Here is a 17,394-nt window from a genome sequence, read left to right as displayed (position 1 = left end):
GCATGAGCTCGACCGTGCAGCGCAGTGTGGCCCTGGTGACCTTGGGGTGCACCCGCAACGAGGTCGACTCCGAGGAGCTGGCCGGCCGACTGGCCGCCGAGGGGTGGCTGCTCGTCGACGACGCCGACGAGGCCGACGTCGCCGTCGTCAACACCTGCGGGTTCGTCGAGCAGGCCAAGAAGGACTCCATCGACGTGCTGCTCGAGGCCTCCTCGCGCAAGGGGCAGTCGAAGACGCAGAAGGTCGTCGCCGTGGGCTGCCTGGCCGAGCGGTACGGCGAGCAGCTCGCCGCCGAGCTCCCCGAGGCCGACGCCGTGCTCGGGTTCGACTCCTACGCAGACATGTCGTCCCACCTGCGCGCGGTCCTCGACGGCCACGCCCCGGCACCGCACACCCCCGGCGACCGCCGCCGCCTCCTTCCCCTGTCGCCGGTCCAGCGCCAGGAGGGCAGCGCCGGTGTCGCGCTCCCCGGTCACGGTGAGGTGTCCAGCGAGCCTGTCGACGTGACCATCGAGGGCCCGGTCCCGGCCTCAGGGCCGCGCGTCATCCGCGCCCGGCTCGACGGCCGTCCGTGGGCGCCGCTCAAGATCGCCAGCGGCTGCGACCGCCGGTGCGCGTTCTGCGCCATCCCCATGTTCCGCGGGGCCTTCGTCTCACGCCGCCCGCACGACATCGTCGCCGAGGCGCGCTGGCTGGGGGAGCGGGGCGTCAAGGAGCTGTTCCTCGTCAGCGAGAACTCCACGTCCTACGGCAAGGACCTCGGCGACATCGGCCTCCTCGAGAAGCTGCTTCCCGAGCTCACCGCGGTGCCCGGCATCGAGCGCGTGCGCGTGTCCTACCTGCAGCCCGCCGAGATCCGCCCCGACCTGCTCGACGCCATGGCCTCGGTGCCGGGCGTCGTCCCGTACTTCGACATCTCGTTCCAGCACGCCTCGGCGCCGCTGCTGCGCTCCATGCGGCGGTTCGGTGGCCGTGAGGCCTTCCTCGGCCTGCTCGAGCAGGTGCGCGCGAGGGTGCCGCTGGCCGGGATCCGCAGCAACGTCATCGTCGGCTTCCCCGGCGAGACCGAGGACGACCTCGCCGAGCTCGAGGCGTTCCTCGTCGCTGCGCGCCTCGACGTCACCGGCGTGTTCGGCTACTCCGACGAGGACGGCACCGAGGCCGAGACCTACGGCGACAAGCTCCCCGAGCACGTCGTTGCCGAGCGGGTCGAGCGCTTCACCGCCCTCATCGAGCAGCTCAACCTCCAGCGCGCCGAGGAGCGCATCGGTGAGGTGCTGTCGGTGCTGGTCGAGTCGGTCCCGGGCGACGCCGAGGACGACGAGCTCATGGTCGTCGGCCGCGCCGAGCACCAGGGCCCCGACGTCGACGGCGTCACGCTGCTCGCGCCCGAGGACTGGCCGCACGTGGCCGTCGGCGACATCGTGCGCGCGACGGTGGTGGCAACCGAGGGCATCGACCTCGTGGCGGAGCCCGCATGAGCGAGTCGGCGCCGCGGCCCGACCCCATGACGCAGCCGGTGCCCACGCCGGCGCCGAGCGCGTGGAACCTCGCCAACGGCCTGACCGTGTCGCGCATCCTCCTCGTCCCGGTCTACGGCGTGCTGCTGCTCGCCGAGGGCGGCGACAGCGCGGCCATGCGCTGGTGGGCCGCCGCCGTGTTCGTGATCGCGACGGCCACCGACCGCGTGGACGGCGACATCGCCCGCGCCCGCGGCCTCATCACCAACTTCGGCAAGATCGCCGACCCCATCGCCGACAAGGCCCTGATGGGTATGGCGTTCGTCGGGCTCGCCGTGCTCGGTGAGCTGCCGTGGTGGGTCACCGTGGTCGTGCTGGTCCGCGAGTGGGGCATCACCGTGATGCGGTTCGTGGTCATCCGCCACGGCGTCATGCCGGCCGGCCGCGGCGGCAAGGTGAAGACCGCGCTGCAGAGCCTGGGGCTGACGCTGTTCACGCTGCCGCTCACGACCTTCCCGGGCGCCCACGCCTGGCAGCTCGTGGCCGACGTGGTGCTCGCGCTGGCGGTCCTGGTGACCGTCGTGACGGGGCTCGACATCGCCCTGAAGGCCCACCGCCTGCGGCAGACCAGCGAGCGCGCGCAGCGCAAGCGTGCGGCGCGGGCCGCTCGTCGTCGATGATGGCCCGATGACCACAGTGCCCAGCGAGCCCATCGAGCCCGTCGAGCCTCCGGCCGCCGAGTCGCCGCACGACGCGGCCGAGCGCACCCTCGACGCGCTGCGCGACGCGTCCCTCACCGTGGCCTCGGCCGAGTCGCTGACCGGTGGCCTGGTCACGGCCACCCTCACCGACGTACCCGGGGCGTCGGCGGTGGTGCGCGGTGGCGTCATCAGCTACGCGACCGACGTCAAGGCGCAGGTGCTCGGGGTGGACGCCCAGCTGCTCGACGCGGGCGGTGCGGTCCAGGCCGACGTCGCCCGCCAGATGGCCGTCGGGGTCTGCCGGCTCTGCTCCTCCGACCTCGGGGTGGCCACCACGGGGGTCGCGGGACCGGACGCCCAGGACGGCCACGCCGTCGGCACGGTCTTCGTCGCCGTGGCCCGCAAGGGACAGTCGTACGAGCAGGTCGAGGTGCGCCCGCTGGTGCTGCTCGGCGACCGGCAGCAGATCCGCCGGCAGACGGTCGCGGCCGCGCTGGGCCTGCTCACCGAGGTCGTGGCCGACGTGGTCGCCGAGACCGGGACGGGTGCGACCCCTGGGACGGAAGATTCCGGCTCGGGTGGTCGTTGACGATCCCGAGCACCTGTTTCCCGAATCCTGCGCGCGTGGCGTCAGGGGCTCGGGGTACCGTGGTCACGTACTCGTCCAGCACCACAGCGTCCGGACCCCGAACGCTTCGCACCGCACCACTGAGGGAGGCGCCTTGATCCTGCTTCGACGTGAACTCGGGGACGTCCTCCGCGAGCAGCGCCAGTCCCAGGGACGCACCCTGCGCGAGGTCTCGGCTGCGGCGTCGGTGTCGCTCGGTTACCTCAGCGAGGTCGAGCGCGGCGAGAAGGAAGCCTCCTCGGAGCTGCTGTCCTCCATCTGCGGGGCCCTGCGCCTGCCGCTGTCCGAGGTGCTGGGGCAGGTCTCCGAGCGTGTCGCCGAGACCGAGGCGCTGACGGCCCCCGTGGCCCTGCCGCTGCCGCCCGCGGCGATGGTCTCCGCGTCCGCCGCCTGAACCGTCTCCGACCGGTGTCGCATGACCCTCCGCCCCCTGCCGCGGTGGTGGGCGAGTTGCGCCCGTACTCCGTCCCCGTCGTGGTCGTCGACCCCGACCCCACATGGCCGGGTACCTACGCGCAGGAGCGCGACCGGGTCGTGAGTTCGCTCGGGCCCGTGGCCCTTGCCGTCGACCACGTGGGGTCGACCTCGGTGCCGGGGCTCCCCGCGAAGCCCGTCATCGACATGCTGCTCCAGGTGCCCGACTCCGCCGACGAGGCGAGCTACGTGCCCGCCCTCGAGGCAGTCGGCCTCGTCCTGCGCATCCGGGAGCCCGCCTGGCTCGAGCACCGGGTCCTCTACCGACGTCGCCTCGACGGTGCGCCGCACGACGTCAACCTGCACGTGCTGTCGCCAGACCTGGGGGCGGCTGAGATCCACAGGATGCTCGCGTTCCGCGACTGGCTGCGCAGCCACGACGAGGACCGCGCGCGGTACGCCGCCGTCAAGCGTGAGCTGGCGCAGCGCCGGTGGCGCTACGTGCAGGACTACGCCAAGGCCAAGACCGCAGTCGTCGAGGAGATCCTCGCGCGGGCGGGGGCCTCGGCCGCGCCCTGAGGCGTGGCGCGTGAGTCGGCCGCACGGGCGTGCAGGTTGCGCGTGCTCGTCAGGCGCGACGGTAGGCGTTGGCGCGGCCGCCGGCCGAGCCCATGGGGCGCTGCGGGCGGCCGTCGTCGGTCGGGCCGAGCCCGCCCTGGCACCCGGGGCAGTAGAACATCGTCCGCTCCTGCCCGGGCGGCCCGATCATCGCCACCCGGATCCCGGTGCCGCACCGTCGGCAGGGCCGGCCGGAGCGCGCGTGCACGTAGCTCTCCTCGCCGCGGCGACGGTTGCCGGTGCTCGACTGCACCGCGTGGTGGCGGGCGGTGTCGAGGAGCCGGTGCGCCCGGGCGACGAGCCGCTCGACGACCTCGGGGGCGAGGTCGGCGGCCGGCGTCCACGGCGGCACCCGTTCGATGAAGAGCGACTCCGACGCCCACAGCGTGCCGACACCAGCGAGGTTGCGCTGGTCGAGCAGGGCGGCGCCGATCGTCGTCGGCGAGGCGACGAGTTTGCCGACCGCGGCCCCCGCGTCCCAGTCGGGGCCAAGGACATCAGGGCCGAGGTGGCCGACCAATTCGTCCTCACGGCTGGTGGGGACCAGGTCGAGCATCCCGAGGCGTAGGCCGAGGGCGCTCCAGCGCGTCGTGCCGACTGCAGCTCGCAGGTCGGCGCGGCGCAGCCACCGCGGCAGGTCGGCGGGTGCCTCGACGCGCCACTGCCCCTCCATCCGCAGGTGGGAGTGCAGGGTCATCCCGGCGTCGAGGCGGTGCAGGATGTGCTTCCCCCGGCTCACGACCTCGGTCGTCGTGGCTCCGCGCAGGTCGGTGGTGGCGAGCTCGGGGAAGCGCAGGTCCCAGACCTCGACCCGCTCGCCCGCCAGGGCCTGGTGCAGCCGGTGCGCGGTCCGCCAGACCGTGTCGCCCTCAGGCACGGGTCACCGGCGCAGCCTCAGGCCCCGGGGGGTGGCGTGGAAACCGGCGTTCGCGAGGGCGGACACGAGGGGGTGCTCGGACCCCAGCAGCGCACCGCCGTCGGCCTTCTCCACGGTGAGCCGCCCGAGCGCGCCCTCGCGGACGGCCAGGGCCAGGGCGTCAGCAGCAGCCTGCAGTCGGGACGTGTCGTCGGTCCAGGACAGCAGGGTCTTGCCGCCCCGTTCGACGTAGAGCACCAGCTCACCGTCGACGAGCACCACGAGGGCGCCCGCCTTCCGGCCGGGCTGGTGCCCCTTGCGGGTGGAGGTCCCGGCCTCGCTGGTGGCGTCCTCGTCGCCGGCAGCGCGCTCGGGCCACGGCAGCGCCGCGCCGTACGCGTTGGCCGGGTCGGTGGCTGCGAGCACGAGCGCCGGCCCGGTGGGCGCGTCGGGGTCGGTGCCCGGCGTCCTCGCCCCGGCGCGGATGCGGTCGATGGCGCCGGTGGTCGAGAACTGTGCGGCGCCCAGCGACTCGACGAAGTAGCCGCGACGCACGCGGCCGGACTCCTCGGCGGCAGCCAGTACCCGGTAGACGCCGGCGAAGCCTCCCGGGACGTCCTCGGCGACGACGGCGCCGCGCGTGACCACCCCGTAGCGGTCGAGGAGGACCTCGGCGGTTGCGTAGGCGCGCACCGTGGCGTCGTCCTCCACCGGTGGCAGCAGCGACCAGCGTCCTGCCCCGGCGGGGGGACCGGTGCGCGTCGGCAGCGAAGGACGGCCTGGTCCTCGCTGGCCCGAGAGGGTGCCGAGGGACCCGCGGCGTCCTGCGTAGCGCGACGACCGCGGCCCCGAGGAGGTGCGGCGGTGCGCGGTGCGGCCGCCGGAGAGCAGGGCGCGCAAAGGGGCGATGGTGTCGCCGGACACCCGCCCGGCCCAGACCAGCCCCCACAGGTCGGTGAGCACCTGCTCGTCGTCGGTGGCACCCACGGCGTCCGACAGCGTCCTGAAGAAGTAGGCGCCGCCACCGGACAGCGCGTCGACCATGACCTGCTGGGTGTCGGTGAGTGGCTCCGTCGACGGTGGGGCCATGGTCAGGTGGGCCGTGTCCGCGAGGTGCAGCGACACCCACCCGTCGTCGCCCGGCAAGGAGCCGTGGCCACGCCAGAGGACCTCGCCGCTGCTGGTCAGCTCGTCGAGCAGGGCCGGGGTGTAGCCGACGACCCGCGACGGCAGGACCAGCGTCTCCAGGGCACTGGCCGGCAGCACGGCGCCGGCGAGCTGCTCCACCGCCCGCACGAGGCCGTCACGGCCACGCAGGCCACCACCCACCGCCTGCCACTGCGGCAGGAACCGGGCGAGCTCGACCGTCGCCACCGGCTCCACCTCGGCGCGCAGCGCTGCCAGCGAACGCCGCCGCAGCATGCGCAGCACCTCGGCGTCGCAGTAGTCGAGCCCGTGCCTGCCCCCGCCGTTCTCGAGGGGGAGGAGCTCGCCCTCCACCACGCGGCCCGAGGAGACGAGGCGACGCAGGGCGTCCAGGGCCACCGCCGGACCCACACCCCACCACGTCGCGACGGTGGTGACGGGGAACGGTCCGTGGGTGCGGGCAAAGCGTGCGACGAGGTCGCCCAGCGGGTCGGGCACCGGTTCGAGGAACGCCTGGGGCACCCCGACCGGCAGGGAGCAGCCGAGGGCGTCGCGCAGGCGGCCGGCGTCCTCGATGGCGGCCCAGCGCTCCTCACCGGCGACCCGCACCCGGATGAGTCGCCGGGCGCCCTCGAGCTCGACCAGCCACCCGCCGACGTCCTGGTGGGTCAGCGACTCCAGTGACCGGCGCTGGATCTCCGCGAGGGTCAGGGGTCCGAGGACGCGCAGGAGGTCGGCGACGTCCTCGGCGTCACGGCAGGCGCGCTCGGGGACGAGCCGCTGCAGCTCGGACTCGGTGCGCGCGACCTGGGCCGGGTCGAGCAGGTCGCGCAGGGACAGGCCCTCACCACGGCCGAGGAGCTCGGCGAGCAGGGTCGGGTCGAGCGACAGGGCGGCGGCCCGCTTCTCGGCGAGCGGCGAGTCGCCCTCGTAGAGGAACTGGGCGACGTAGCCGAACATCAGGGACCGGGCGAACGGCGAGGGCTGGCGCGACTCGACGTCGACGACCGTGACCTCGCGGGACGCCACCGCCCGCATCAGGCCCTCGAGGCCGGGGACGTCGAAGACGTCCTGCACGCACTCGCGCACCGTCTCGAGGATGATGGGGAACGAGGCGTACTGGCTGGCCACCTCGAGCAGCTGGGCGGCGCGCTGGCGCTGCTGCCACAGGGGCTGGCGGCGGTCGGGCCGTCGCCGGGGGAGGAGGAGGGCGCGCGACGCGCACTCGCGGAAGCGGGCGGCGAACAGGGCCGACCCGCCGATCTCGGAGGTGACTCGGTCGTGGACCTCCTCGGGGTCGAGCCGCACCAGCTCCAAGAGCTCGGCACCCACCCCGCGGCCGTCCTCGAACTCGAGGTCCGGCAGCCGGAACACGATGCCGTCGTCGCCGTGCATCGCCTGGACGTCGACCCCGAACCGCTCGCGCATCCGCGCGGAGACGCACAGCGCCCACGGGGCGTGGACCTGGCCGCCGAACGGAGAGTGCACCGCGACCCGCCAGTCGCCGATCTCGTCACGGAAGCGCTCGACGACGATGGTGCGGTCGTCGGGCACGTGGCCCGTGGCCTCCTTCTGCTCGCGGAGGTAGGCGAGCAGGTTGTCGGTGGCCCACTCGTCGAGCCCGGCGGCGGTGACCCTTGCCCGCGCCTTGGCGTCCGAGAGCCCCACGACCTCGCGGACGAACCCGCCCACGGCCCGGCCCAGCTCGGCGGGGCGGCCCAGCTGGTCGCCCTTCCAGAACGGCAGCTTGCCGGGCAGCCCGGGTGCTGGCGTCACGAGGACGCGGTCGTGGGTGATGTCCTCGATCCGCCAGGTGGAGGTGCCGAGGGTGAAGACGTCACCGACCCGCGACTCGTAGACCATCTCCTCGTCCAGCTCGCCGACCCGCCGACCGGCACCCTCGGAGGAGGCGAGGAACACGGCGTACAGGCCCCGGTCGGGGATCGTGCCACCGGAGGTGACGGCGAGACGCTGCGCGCCGGGTCGGCCGCTCAGCACGCCGGTGACGCGGTCCCAGACGATGCGGGGCCGCAGCTCGGCGAACTCGTCGCTGGGGTAGCGGCCCGACAGCATGTCGAGCACCGACTCGAGGATGGACCTCGGCAGCGAGGAGAACGGCGTCGCCCCCCGCACGACCTTCTCGAGGTCGTCGACGGTCCACTCGTCGAGGGCGCACATGGCCACGACCTGCTGGGCCAGGACGTCGACGGGGTTGGCCGGGACCTTCAGCGACTCGATGTCGCCGGACCGCATCCGCTCGACGACCACCGCCGTCTGCACCAGGTCGCCGCGGAACTTCGGGAACAACACCCCCCGGGACACCGCGCCCACCTGGTGGCCGGCACGCCCGACCCGTTGCAGCCCGCTGGCCACCGATGGCGGCGACTCCACCTGCACGACGAGGTCGACCGCACCCATGTCGATGCCGAGCTCGAGGCTCGACGTCGCCACGACGGCGGGGAGCCGCCCTGCCTTGAGGTCCTCCTCGATCAGCGCCCGGTGCTCCTTGCTTACGGAGCCGTGGTGGGCCCTGGCCAGCACGGCGGGGGCACCGGCCGAGGCGCCGGCCTGGGCCATGAGCTGGGCAGGGGTGCGTGCCTGGCCGGAACGGGGTGGCCTCGACGCCGCGGATCCCCTCGACCCCTCGACCGTCGCGGCCTCGTCGACGCTGTCCCGGGTGGAGGTCTGCTCCGCGGCAGCGGCCTCCTCGAGGCGCTCCTCCCAGATCTCGTTGAGCCGGCTGGTGAGGCGCTCGGCGAGCCGGCGGGAGTTGGCGAACACCAGTGTCGAGCGGTGCGCAGCGACGAGGTCGACGATGCGCTCCTCGACGTGCGGCCAGATGGAGGCGCGTCGCTCCGCGCCGGCGGCCGGCCCGGACAGGTCGCCCTCGATGACCTCGCCGAGGCTCGACATGTCGGGGATCGGCACGACGACGTCGAGGTCCCACTCCTTGGTGGAGGGTGGCCGCACGATCTCGACGGGCCGGCCACCCGCGAGGTAGCGGGCCACCTCGTCCACGGGCTCGACCGTCGCCGACAGGCCGATGCGCTGGGCTGGCCGCTCGAGCAGCGCGTCGAGGCGTTCGAGGGTCAGGGCCAGGTGTGCTCCCCGCTTGGTGCCGGCGACGGCGTGGACCTCGTCGAGGATCACGGTCTCCACGCCGGCCAGGGCCTCTCGCGCCTGCGACGTCAGGATGAGGAACAGCGACTCGGGCGTGGTGATGAGCACGTCGCTGGGGGTCCGCGCGAACGCCCGTCGCTCGTTGGCCGGGGTGTCACCCGAGCGGACCGCGACGGTGATGTCCGGCTGGGGCAGGCCGAGTCGGGTGGCCGCGTGCCCGATACCGACCAGCGGTGACCGGAGGTTGCGCTCGACGTCGACGGCCAGCGCCTTCATGGGGGAGACGTAGAGCACCCGGCACCGCTTGAGCTTCTCCTCGGGCGGCGGGGTGCTCGCGAGGCGGTCGAGCGCCCAGAGGAACGCCGACAGCGTCTTGCCCGACCCGGTGGGGGCGACGACGAGGGCGTGCTGCCCGGAGCTGATGGCCTGCCAGGCGCCCGCCTGCGCGGCCGTGGGCTCGCTGAAGGAGCCGCGGAACCACTCGGCGGTGGCGGCGGAGAATCGGTCGAGCACGTCGCTGGTCATGTGCTGGACAGCCTGCCACCTGGCACCGACAGCCACCTCGCCGAACCAGGCCTGTCACCGCAGGTCGTCCGGTGTCGCCGGGCGTGCCTAGACTCGCGGGGTGCGACTGAGCAAGTTCTGGGACCTGATGAACGACGAGTTCGGCGAGGCCTACGCCAGCTCGTTGGCCAGGCACCACGTCCTGGGCGTTCTGGGTGACCGCTCACCGCTGGAGGCCATCGAGGCGGGCGAGAGCCCTCGTGTGGTGTGGGCGGCCATCTGCGACGCGATGGACGTGCCCGAGTCCCGGCGACTCGGCGTGGAGCGGAAGCCGGCGCGGTGACGGCGCCGGACTGGGCGGCCCGTCCGCTCGTCCTGGCCCCCATGGCGGGTGGCCCCAGCACCGTCACCCTGGCCGCTGAGGTGGCGCGCGCCGGCGTCTTCCCCTTCCTCGCGGGCGCCTACCTCTCGCCCCAGCGCCTCGCGGACGACGTCGCCGAGCTGCGCTCGCGGTCGTCCGGCCCCTTCGGCGTCAACGTCTTCGCCCCCTCACCGGACCACCCGTCGATGCTCGAGGACGCCCGGGCGTATGCCGCGAAGCTGGCACCGTGGGCGGCCGCAGCCGGTGTGGTCCTCGGGGAGCCGCGCTACGACGACGACGCGTTCGACGCCAAGGTCGAGGTCCTCGTGGCGGCCGCGCCGGCCGTTGTGAGCTTCGCGTTCGGCTGGCCACCTGCCGAGGTCGTCGCACGCCTCCAGGCGGTCGGCTGCCAGGTGTGGGTGACGGTCAACGACCCGCAGGAGGCCGACTGGGCGCGCGAGCTGGGGGTGGACGGGCTGGTCGCCCAGGGCTGGGAGGCCGGTGGGCACCGGGGTGGCCCGGTCGACTCGGGCGGCGAGCAGCTGCCGGTGCGCGAGCTGGTGAACGCCCTGCGTGCCCGGTCCGACCTGCCGTTGATGGCGGCCGGGGGAGTGGTGTCCGGTGCCGCTGCGGCCGAGCTGCTCGAGCTGGGCGCCACCGCCGTCGCGATGGGCACGGTGTTCCTGGCGTGCCCCGAGGCCGGCACCGCGCCCGTGCACGTCGACGCCCTGACCCGTCGCGACCGCACGGTCGTCACGCGCGCCTTCACGGGCCGCAGCGCCCGGGCCCTGGCCACCACGTGGACCGACCTGTTCACCGAGGCCGCCCCCGCGGCATACCCGCACGTGCACCACGTGACCGCGCCGCTCCGGGCGCACGGGAAGGCCACCGGCGAAGCGGAGCTCGTGCACCTGTGGGCGGGCGCCGGTCACGCCGAGGTCCGTGCGCTGCCGGCCGCCGAGCTGGCGGCGCTCCTGGTCGCCGAGCTCGCGGCGGCGAAAAGCCGGTGAGGTCTGTCGGCACCTGTCGATAGGTTTCTGCGAGTGAGTGGCGACGACGACATCCTCCTGCGGGCCAGCGGGCTGACCAAGCGCTTCGGCGACTTCGTGGCGGTCGACGGGGTCGACTTCGAGGTGCGCAAGGGGGAGTGCTTCGGGTTCCTCGGTCCCAACGGCGCGGGCAAGTCCTCGACGATGCGGATGGTGGGCTGCGTGTCGCCGGTCAGCGGTGGCGAGCTCCGGCTCTTCGACCTCGACCCGGCCACCGACGGCCCCGCGATCCGCGCCCGGCTGGGCAGCTGTCCCCAGCGCGACACCCTCGACGAGGAGCTCACCGTCGAGGAGAACCTCTGGGTCTACGGTCGCTACTTCGGGTTGTCCCGCAAGGAGGTTCGCGCGCGGGCAGCCGAGCTGCTCGACTTCGCCCAGCTGACCGAGCGCGCCGGCGACAAGGTCGAGCCCCTGTCGGGTGGCATGAAGCGGCGCCTCACCATTGCGCGCTCGCTGATCAACTCGCCCGAGATACTGCTGCTCGACGAGCCGACCACCGGGCTCGACCCGCAGGCTCGACATGTGTTGTGGGACAGGCTGTTCCGGCTCAAGCGGTCCGGGGTGACGCTCGTCCTCACCACCCACTACATGGACGAGGCCGAGCAGCTGTGCGACCGCCTCGTGGTCATGGACCACGGCCGGATCGTCGCCGAGGGGTCGCCGCGCGAACTCATCGAGCAGCACTCGACGCGTGAGGTGTTGGAGCTGCGGTTCGACGTCGACGACCACGCACGTCACGCCGAGCAGGTGAGCGGGATCGGCGAGCGTGTCGAGGTGCTGCCCGACCGGCTGCTCGTCTACGCCCACGACGGGGACCGTGCCTCCGCCGACGTCCACGCCCGCGGGGTCGCGCCGCTGTCCTCGCTCGTGCGCCGCTCGACCCTCGAGGACGTCTTCCTGACCCTGACCGGCCGGACGCTGGTCGACTGATGACCGCCTACGACGACCGTTCCGTGCGGGGCCCGAGGGCGCCACTCTCCGCCGTCGAGCGGGTCCTCGCCGTGTGCGGCTACCACGCGACCGTCTACGCGCGGACCTGGCGCGGCAGCATCGTCACGCGGGTGCTGTCGCCGGTGCTGTTCATGCTCTCCATGGGCATCGGCCTCGGTGCCCTCGTCGACGACCGGGCCGGGGGCATCGACGGCAGGCCCTACCTGCACTTCGTCGTGCCGGGCATCGTGGCCACGCAGACGATGTGGGTGGCCTGGAGCGAGTCGAGCTACCAGGTGCTCGGCTACATCAAGTGGAACATGGGCTACCACGCCCAGCTCGCGACACCGTTGCGCGTCCGCGACGTGCTGGCCGGACACTTCCTGGCGATCACGGGTCACCTCGTCGTGGCGACGAGCCTGTTCATGGTGGTGGCGAGCCTGTTCGGCGGGTTCGACTCGTGGTCCGCGGTCGCGTGCCTTCCGGTCGCGGTGCTGACCGGCCTGGCCTTCGTCACGCCGATCTTCGCTTTCACTGCGACTCAGGAGGGCGACAACGGCTTCAACATCCTCTACCGATGGATCATCACGCCGCTGATGCTCTTCTCCGGCACGTTCTTCCCCGTCGACCAGCTGCCGGGGTGGATGCAGCCCGTGGCGTGGGTGACCCCGCTGTGGCACGGCGTCGAGGCCTGCCGCGCGGTCTCCGGCGGGTGGTCGGCCTCGGGCGGCACGGTCCCCTTCGTGGGCCACCTGCTGGTGCTCGCTGCGTACGCCGTCGCGGGCTGGCTCCTCGCCGAACGCACCTTCACGCGGAGGTTGGCCTCATGACCACGACCCAGCAGGTGCCGGTCGCCAGCCGCCTCGCGAGGGCGCTGCCCATGCCCGCGGGCGCCGGCCTGGCGCGGATGCTGGTGGAGCGCAACATCACCTCGTTTAGGCACGGCTGGATCGCCCTCGTCACGGGGTTCGCCGAGCCGGTGTTCTACCTCTTCTCCCTCGGCATCGGCATCGGCGCGCTGGTGCGGACGGTCACCACCGACTCCGGCATGGTGGTCACCTACCCGCAGTTCGTCGCCCCGGCCCTGTTGGCGGCGTCGGCGATGAACGGCGCGGTCATGGACTCGACCTTCAACGTCTTCTTCAAGCTCAAGTACGCCAAGCTCTACGACGCCGTCCTCGCGACGCCCATGGGACCCCGCGACGTCGCGGTCGGCGAGATCAGCTGGTCGCTGCTGCGCGGCGGCATGTACTCGGCGGCGTTCCTCGTCGTCGCGCTGCTCGCCGGTGCCGTCCGGTCGTGGTGGGCGCTGCTGGCGCTGCCTGCTGCGGTCTTCATCGGGTTCGCGTTCGCGGCGGTGGGCATGTTCGCGACGACGTTCATGCGGTCCTGGGTGGACTTCGACTACGTCACCCTCGCGGTGCAGCCCATGTTCCTGTTCTCCGCGACGTTCTTCCCGCTGTCGACCTACCCCGACGCGCTGCAGTGGCTGGTGCGCCTCACCCCGCTCTACCACGGGGTCGCGCTCGAACGGGCGCTCGTCCTCGGCGACGTCGGCTGGGGTGTGCTGGGGCACGTCGCCTACCTGCTCGTGCTCGGGGCCGTGGGCGTCGTGGGTGCGGCCCGCCGCCTCGAACGGCTGCTGCTGTCGTGACCCGTGGGCCCGTGACCCCGTACGTCCGTGACGCGGTCGCCGCCGCCTAGCATCGCGGCCATGGACGAAGCACCGGACGAAGCCCGGGACGAGCCTCAGGGCGAACCCCAGGACGAGGTGCGCTCGGCTGCCTTCGCGGACCTCGACGCGCTCACGGCATACCGGCTCTGGGCGCTGCGGTCCGACGTCTTCGTGGTCGAGCAGGACTGTCCCTACCTCGACCTCGACGGCCGCGATCTCGAGCCTGGGACCCGCCACCTGTGGCTCGAGCGCGGCGGGGTGCCTGTGGCCACCCTCCGCGTGCTCGACGACCCCGGCGCCGACGGTGGGGCACTGCGTATCGGTCGGGTCGCCACGGCGCGCGCGTGGCGGGGCCGGGGGTTCGCGGCACGGCTCGTCTCGGCAGTGCTGGAGGGGACGGTCCTGGAGGGAGCGCGGGAGCGGGACGTGGTGCTCGACGCGCAGTCCCACCTCGTCGACTGGTACGCGGGGTTCGGGTTCGCCCCGAGCGGCCGCGGCTTCGTCGAGGACGGCATCCCGCACACCCCCATGCGCCGGCCGTCCGGCGGGTAGCCGAAGCCGCTCAGGCCGTGGTGAGCGAGCGGCGCAGCCGGAGCGTGGCGGTGCCCAGCAGCGCCACGGCGAAGGCGGACAGGACCGCGAGCGGACCGAGGATGTCCGAGAGCCCACCGCCGCGGGACAGCAGTGTGACCCACGCATCGACGGCCCAGGCATGCGGCGTGAGGTGGCCCGCGGCCCGCACCCCGGCCGGCACGATCTCCAACGGCCACATGCAACCACCCAGCATCCCGAAGCCGATCCCCACGGCCGGGCCGATGGCGCTCGCCTGCTCAGGCGTGTGGAAGAGGGTCCCGCTCACGAGTCCCGCGCCCGTGCCGACGAGGCACCACACCGTCACCAGCACCGTGGCGGCGAGCGGGTTGCCCCAGTTCACCCCGAACACCAGGCCGCCCACCAGGACGATGAGGGCGGCCTGGGCGACGGCGAGGGTCAGGTAGCACAGCCCCTCGCCAAGTACGAGGTCGCGCGGGCGCACCGGGGCGGCCAGCGCCCTGGAGAAGATGCCCAGCCGACGGGTCTGGATGATGGCCGCCCCGCCGGCGGTGGCGTTGATGAACACGAACAGGACCAGCATCGTCGGTGCGCTGTAGCTGAACCCCAGGGGCAGGTAGCTGCTCGCACTGTCGACGACCTCCGTGCGCACCCCGGCCGCCGGCGACTCGCGCTGCAGCGCCAGGGCCCGGGCGTGGTTCTGGTCGAAGGTTCCGCTGACGCTGCGGGTCGCGAAGGCCGCAGCCTGCACCGTGGCCGCCTGCCGAGCCACGACCGACCGGATGGTCGTGAGCGTCGACCCCCCGGACCCGACCTCGCCGGTGGTCAGGACCGGGACGACCACCGAGCCGCCCGACTGCAGAGTGGAGGAGAAGCCGGCCGGCACGAGGACGACGGCCGTCACCTCACCGGACCGCAGCCGCTGCACGCCCGCGTCCCGGGTGGTGGCCCCGACGACCCGCAGCCCCGGTGCCGCGTCGAGACCGGCGACCAGCGCGTCCGCCATGGCGCTGCGGTCAGCCTGCACGACCGCGACGCGCTCCTGCGTGAACCCCGACGTCGTCACCCCGATCAGCAGGATCACCATGAAGGGCAGGAACAGCACGAAGAACAGGAACGTGCGGTCGCGGGCTGCCCGCCGCAGCTCGGTCCAGGCGAGGGTCACGGCTGTCATCGGGCCAGCACCCGCCGTCGCAGGCTGAACGCCAGCAGCGACGTCACCACCGCGAACGCCAGCACGGCCAGCAGTGGTCCGAGCGCCGCCGTCCACGGGGCCCCGCCGGACAGGTCGGTGAACGCCCGCAGCGCCCAGCCGTTGGGGGTGAGGCGGGCGAGGGCGCGGACGGCGTCTGGCGCCTGCCCGATGAAGACGAAGTTGCCGCCGAGCAGGACGAGGCCGAAGGTCAGGATGGAGGCGATGCCCTCGGCCTGCCGCTCGGTCCGGGCCAGGGTGATGACGAGGGCGGTGAGGCCGACGAGGGTGAGGGCGAGGGCCAGGACCAGGGCCGCGACCACCGGAGGTGGACCCCAGTCCGCGCCGAACAGCAACGAGCTGACCACGGCGACGGTCCCGAGGCTCGCCGCCCCGTAGACGAACGTCGCGAGCGACTTGCCGGCCAGGACGGCACCGATACCCAGGGGAGCGACGGAGAGTCGTTCGAGGGTGCCGCCGCTGCGTTCGAGGAACCACCCTCGCGAGCCGAAGCCGATCGCGAAGAACATGAAGAAGGTGCCCATGGCCGGCGCGTAGTAGCTGACCGCCGTGAGGGTCCTCGCCCCGGACGTCTGGGGCTGCACCTGCTCGGGGAGCGGCTGCGCCGACGCCTGCGCGGCCAGCGCGGCGACCGACGAGGCCGGCGCTCCGGCTGCCACCGCGGTGCGCACCGACAGCTGCACGCCCTCGAGGTGGGCGGTGAAGGACTCGGCGAGCGACCGGGCGACCTGTGCGGCGACGGTGGCGTCGACGCTGCCCAGCACCGTGATGGGCTCGCTGCTCCCGGCGGTGACGGCGTCCGAGAAGCCTGCCGGGATGACGAACGCGGCACCGAGGACCCCGTCGGCCACCTTGGACTGCGCGTCGGCCCGGCTCGAGACGGTCCGCACGGTCAGCAGGTCGTGCAGGTCGGGGCTGCGCAGGAACTGGGTGAAGCCGGTGGCGATCGCGCCGTGGTCGTCGTCCACCACCGCCACCGAGGTGTGGAACGACTGGGCTCCGCCGAACGCCACGCTGATCAGCCCGGCAACGGCCATCGGCGCGATGAACCCGAGGACCCATGCCGAGCGGTCCCGCAGCCGCTGCCGCAGGTCCTTCAGCGCGATGGCGACGACGGGGTGCACGTCACTCCCGCAGGGCCGTGCCGGTGAGGTGCAGGAAGACCGCCTCGAGGTCCGGCTCGACCACCTCGACCGAGCGCACCGACGCCCCCGCGCTGCTCGCGGCCGCCAGCACGGTGGGAAGCCGCAGGCGGCCGTCCTTGGCGAGCAGCTCGACCGTGGAGTCGGAGACGTCGACGCTGTCGATGCCCTCCATCGAGCGGCAGGCGGCGGCGAACGACCCCAGGGACCCGCTGGCGGACAACAGGATCCGGTCCCGCTCGCCGACCCGCGCGACCAGCTCGCGCCGGGTGCCCTCGGCGACCAGGCGGCCGCGGTCGATGATGCCGACGCGGTCGCAGAGGCGCTCGGCCTCCTCCATGTAGTGCGTCGTGTACAGCACCGCCAGACCGCTCGAGCCGAGGGCCCGGATGCTCTCCATGATGGCGTGGCGGCTCTGCGGGTCGACCCCGACGGTCGGCTCGTCGAGCACGAGCAGCTCGGGCCGGTGCAGCAGGCTGGCGCCGATGTTGAGCCGGCGCCGCATACCCCCGCTGTAGGCGTCGACCCGGTCGTCCGCACGGTCGGTGAGGTCGACCAGCTCGAGGACCTCGTCGACACGGGCGCGCAGCGCCGAGCCCGAGAGTCGGTAGAGCCGGCCGAAGAACGCGAGGTTCTCGCGCGCGGTCAGGTCGGGGTAGAGCGAGACCTCCTGCGGCACGTAGCCGATGCGCGCCTTGGCCCGGGTCGCGCCGGCCGTCACCGCGATCCCGGCCACCTCGATGGACCCGTCGTCGGGGCTGAGCAGGCCGCACACGAGCCGGATCGTCGTGGTCTTGCCGGCCCCGTTGGGGCCGAGCAGCCCGTAGGCCTCGCCCGGGGCGATGTGGAACGACACGTCGTCGACGGCGACCCGGTCACCGAAGCGGCGCGTGAGGTGGCTGGCGACCAGGACGTCCTCGTACGCGTCGCCGCCGCCGCGTGCGGGCTCCCGGGCACGGGCGGCTGCCGAGGCCGGCGCGGCACCGGTGGACGGTGCAGGTGTCATGGCGTCCCCTCTCCGATGG

At 73.4% G+C, this 17,394-nt stretch carries 16 protein-coding genes; 11 read left to right on the top strand and 5 right to left on the bottom strand.

From position 1 onward, the window contains the following. The first annotated feature begins 2 nt into the window (after positions 1-2). The 5 genes from rimO to AB4Z02_RS01095 all read left to right on the top strand — a co-directional run bounded on the left by rimO (position 3) and on the right by AB4Z02_RS01095 (position 3,782). Positions 3-1,481 (top strand): 30S ribosomal protein S12 methylthiotransferase RimO, encoded by a 1,479-nt coding sequence (gene rimO, locus AB4Z02_RS01115; RefSeq protein ID WP_441968604.1) that lies wholly within the window; start codon positions 3-5, stop codon positions 1,479-1,481. Then, complete coding sequence (pgsA, locus tag AB4Z02_RS01110) at positions 1,478-2,140, top strand: CDP-diacylglycerol--glycerol-3-phosphate 3-phosphatidyltransferase (RefSeq protein ID WP_235531525.1); 663 nt, start codon at positions 1,478-1,480, stop codon at positions 2,138-2,140. The genes rimO and pgsA overlap by 4 nt, the downstream gene beginning before the upstream one ends. Positions 2,141-2,147: 7 nt before the next feature. Beyond that, positions 2,148-2,750 (top strand): CinA family protein, encoded by a 603-nt coding sequence (locus AB4Z02_RS01105; RefSeq protein WP_441968602.1) that lies wholly within the window; start codon positions 2,148-2,150, stop codon positions 2,748-2,750. A gap of 133 nt (positions 2,751-2,883) precedes the next feature. Further along, on the top strand, positions 2,884-3,183 hold the full coding sequence (locus tag AB4Z02_RS01100; protein ID WP_056884677.1) for a helix-turn-helix domain-containing protein: 300 nt from the start codon (positions 2,884-2,886) through the stop codon (positions 3,181-3,183). A gap of 44 nt (positions 3,184-3,227) precedes the next feature. Beyond that, positions 3,228-3,782 (top strand): GrpB family protein, encoded by a 555-nt coding sequence (locus AB4Z02_RS01095; RefSeq protein WP_235531524.1) that lies wholly within the window; start codon positions 3,228-3,230, stop codon positions 3,780-3,782. A gap of 49 nt (positions 3,783-3,831) precedes the next feature. On the opposite strand, the gene AB4Z02_RS01090 is transcribed toward AB4Z02_RS01095, so the two are convergent. Together AB4Z02_RS01090 and AB4Z02_RS01085 are read right to left on the bottom strand one after the other, a co-directional pair. Beyond that, complete coding sequence (locus AB4Z02_RS01090) at positions 3,832-4,698, bottom strand: Fpg/Nei family DNA glycosylase (protein ID WP_441968599.1); 867 nt, start codon at positions 4,696-4,698, stop codon at positions 3,832-3,834. Between the two features lie 3 nt (positions 4,699-4,701). Next, positions 4,702-9,468 carry an ATP-dependent helicase gene (locus AB4Z02_RS01085; protein ID WP_441968597.1) on the bottom strand — a complete coding sequence of 1,589 codons (4,767 nt, stop codon included), beginning with the start codon at positions 9,466-9,468 and terminating at the stop codon, positions 4,702-4,704. A gap of 100 nt (positions 9,469-9,568) precedes the next feature. Here AB4Z02_RS01085 and AB4Z02_RS01080 point away from each other — a divergent pair, with 100 nt between their 5' ends. The 6 genes from AB4Z02_RS01080 to AB4Z02_RS01055 are packed head-to-tail and all read left to right on the top strand — an operon-like array spanning position 9,569 to position 14,014. Continuing rightward, entirely contained in the window at positions 9,569-9,790 is a 222-nt protein-coding gene (locus AB4Z02_RS01080) for a DUF3046 domain-containing protein (RefSeq protein ID WP_056884673.1), read from the top strand. Continuing rightward, positions 9,787-10,818: an NAD(P)H-dependent flavin oxidoreductase gene (locus tag AB4Z02_RS01075; protein WP_441968596.1), complete on the top strand. Its 1,032-nt coding sequence runs from the start codon at positions 9,787-9,789 to the stop codon at positions 10,816-10,818. Before AB4Z02_RS01080 ends, AB4Z02_RS01075 begins: the two co-directional genes overlap by 4 nt. 33 nt (positions 10,819-10,851) lie before the next feature. Continuing rightward, positions 10,852-11,787, top strand: a complete 936-nt coding sequence (locus AB4Z02_RS01070; RefSeq protein ID WP_056884672.1) for an ABC transporter ATP-binding protein — start codon at positions 10,852-10,854, stop codon at positions 11,785-11,787. Then, positions 11,787-12,617, top strand: coding sequence for an ABC transporter permease (locus tag AB4Z02_RS01065; protein ID WP_056884671.1), 831 nt, complete (start codon positions 11,787-11,789; stop codon positions 12,615-12,617). Before AB4Z02_RS01070 ends, AB4Z02_RS01065 begins: the two co-directional genes overlap by 1 nt. Beyond that, entirely contained in the window at positions 12,614-13,441 is an 828-nt protein-coding gene (locus tag AB4Z02_RS01060; protein ID WP_056884670.1) for an ABC transporter permease, read from the top strand. The genes AB4Z02_RS01065 and AB4Z02_RS01060 overlap by 4 nt, the downstream gene beginning before the upstream one ends. Before the next feature lie 60 nt (positions 13,442-13,501). Next, the gene (locus AB4Z02_RS01055) at positions 13,502-14,014 is read left to right on the top strand and encodes a GNAT family N-acetyltransferase (protein ID WP_441968593.1); all 513 of its coding nucleotides are present in this window, start codon (positions 13,502-13,504) and stop codon (positions 14,012-14,014) included. Between the two features lie 10 nt (positions 14,015-14,024). Here the strand turns inward: AB4Z02_RS01055 and AB4Z02_RS01050 are convergent, their stop codons facing one another. Genes AB4Z02_RS01050 through AB4Z02_RS01040 form a run of 3 tightly spaced genes read right to left on the bottom strand, consistent with a single transcriptional unit; the run spans position 14,025 to position 17,375 of the window. Continuing rightward, a complete protein-coding gene (locus AB4Z02_RS01050; protein WP_441968591.1) occupies positions 14,025-15,188 on the bottom strand; it encodes an ABC transporter permease in 1,164 nt (387 codons plus the stop codon). Beyond that, on the bottom strand, positions 15,185-16,351 hold the full coding sequence (locus AB4Z02_RS01045) for an ABC transporter permease (RefSeq protein ID WP_441968589.1): 1,167 nt from the start codon (positions 16,349-16,351) through the stop codon (positions 15,185-15,187). The genes AB4Z02_RS01050 and AB4Z02_RS01045 overlap by 4 nt, the downstream gene beginning before the upstream one ends. 1 nt (position 16,352) lies before the next feature. Beyond that, positions 16,353-17,375, bottom strand: a complete 1,023-nt coding sequence (locus tag AB4Z02_RS01040; RefSeq protein WP_441968587.1) for an ABC transporter ATP-binding protein — start codon at positions 17,373-17,375, stop codon at positions 16,353-16,355. Between the last annotated feature and the right edge of the window lie 19 nt (positions 17,376-17,394).

Source organism: Pedococcus sp. 2YAF34 (assembly GCF_052114585.1).
Classification (GTDB): Bacteria; Actinomycetota; Actinomycetes; order Actinomycetales; family Dermatophilaceae; genus Pedococcus.
This window is presented reverse-complemented; position numbering and strand designations above follow the sequence as displayed.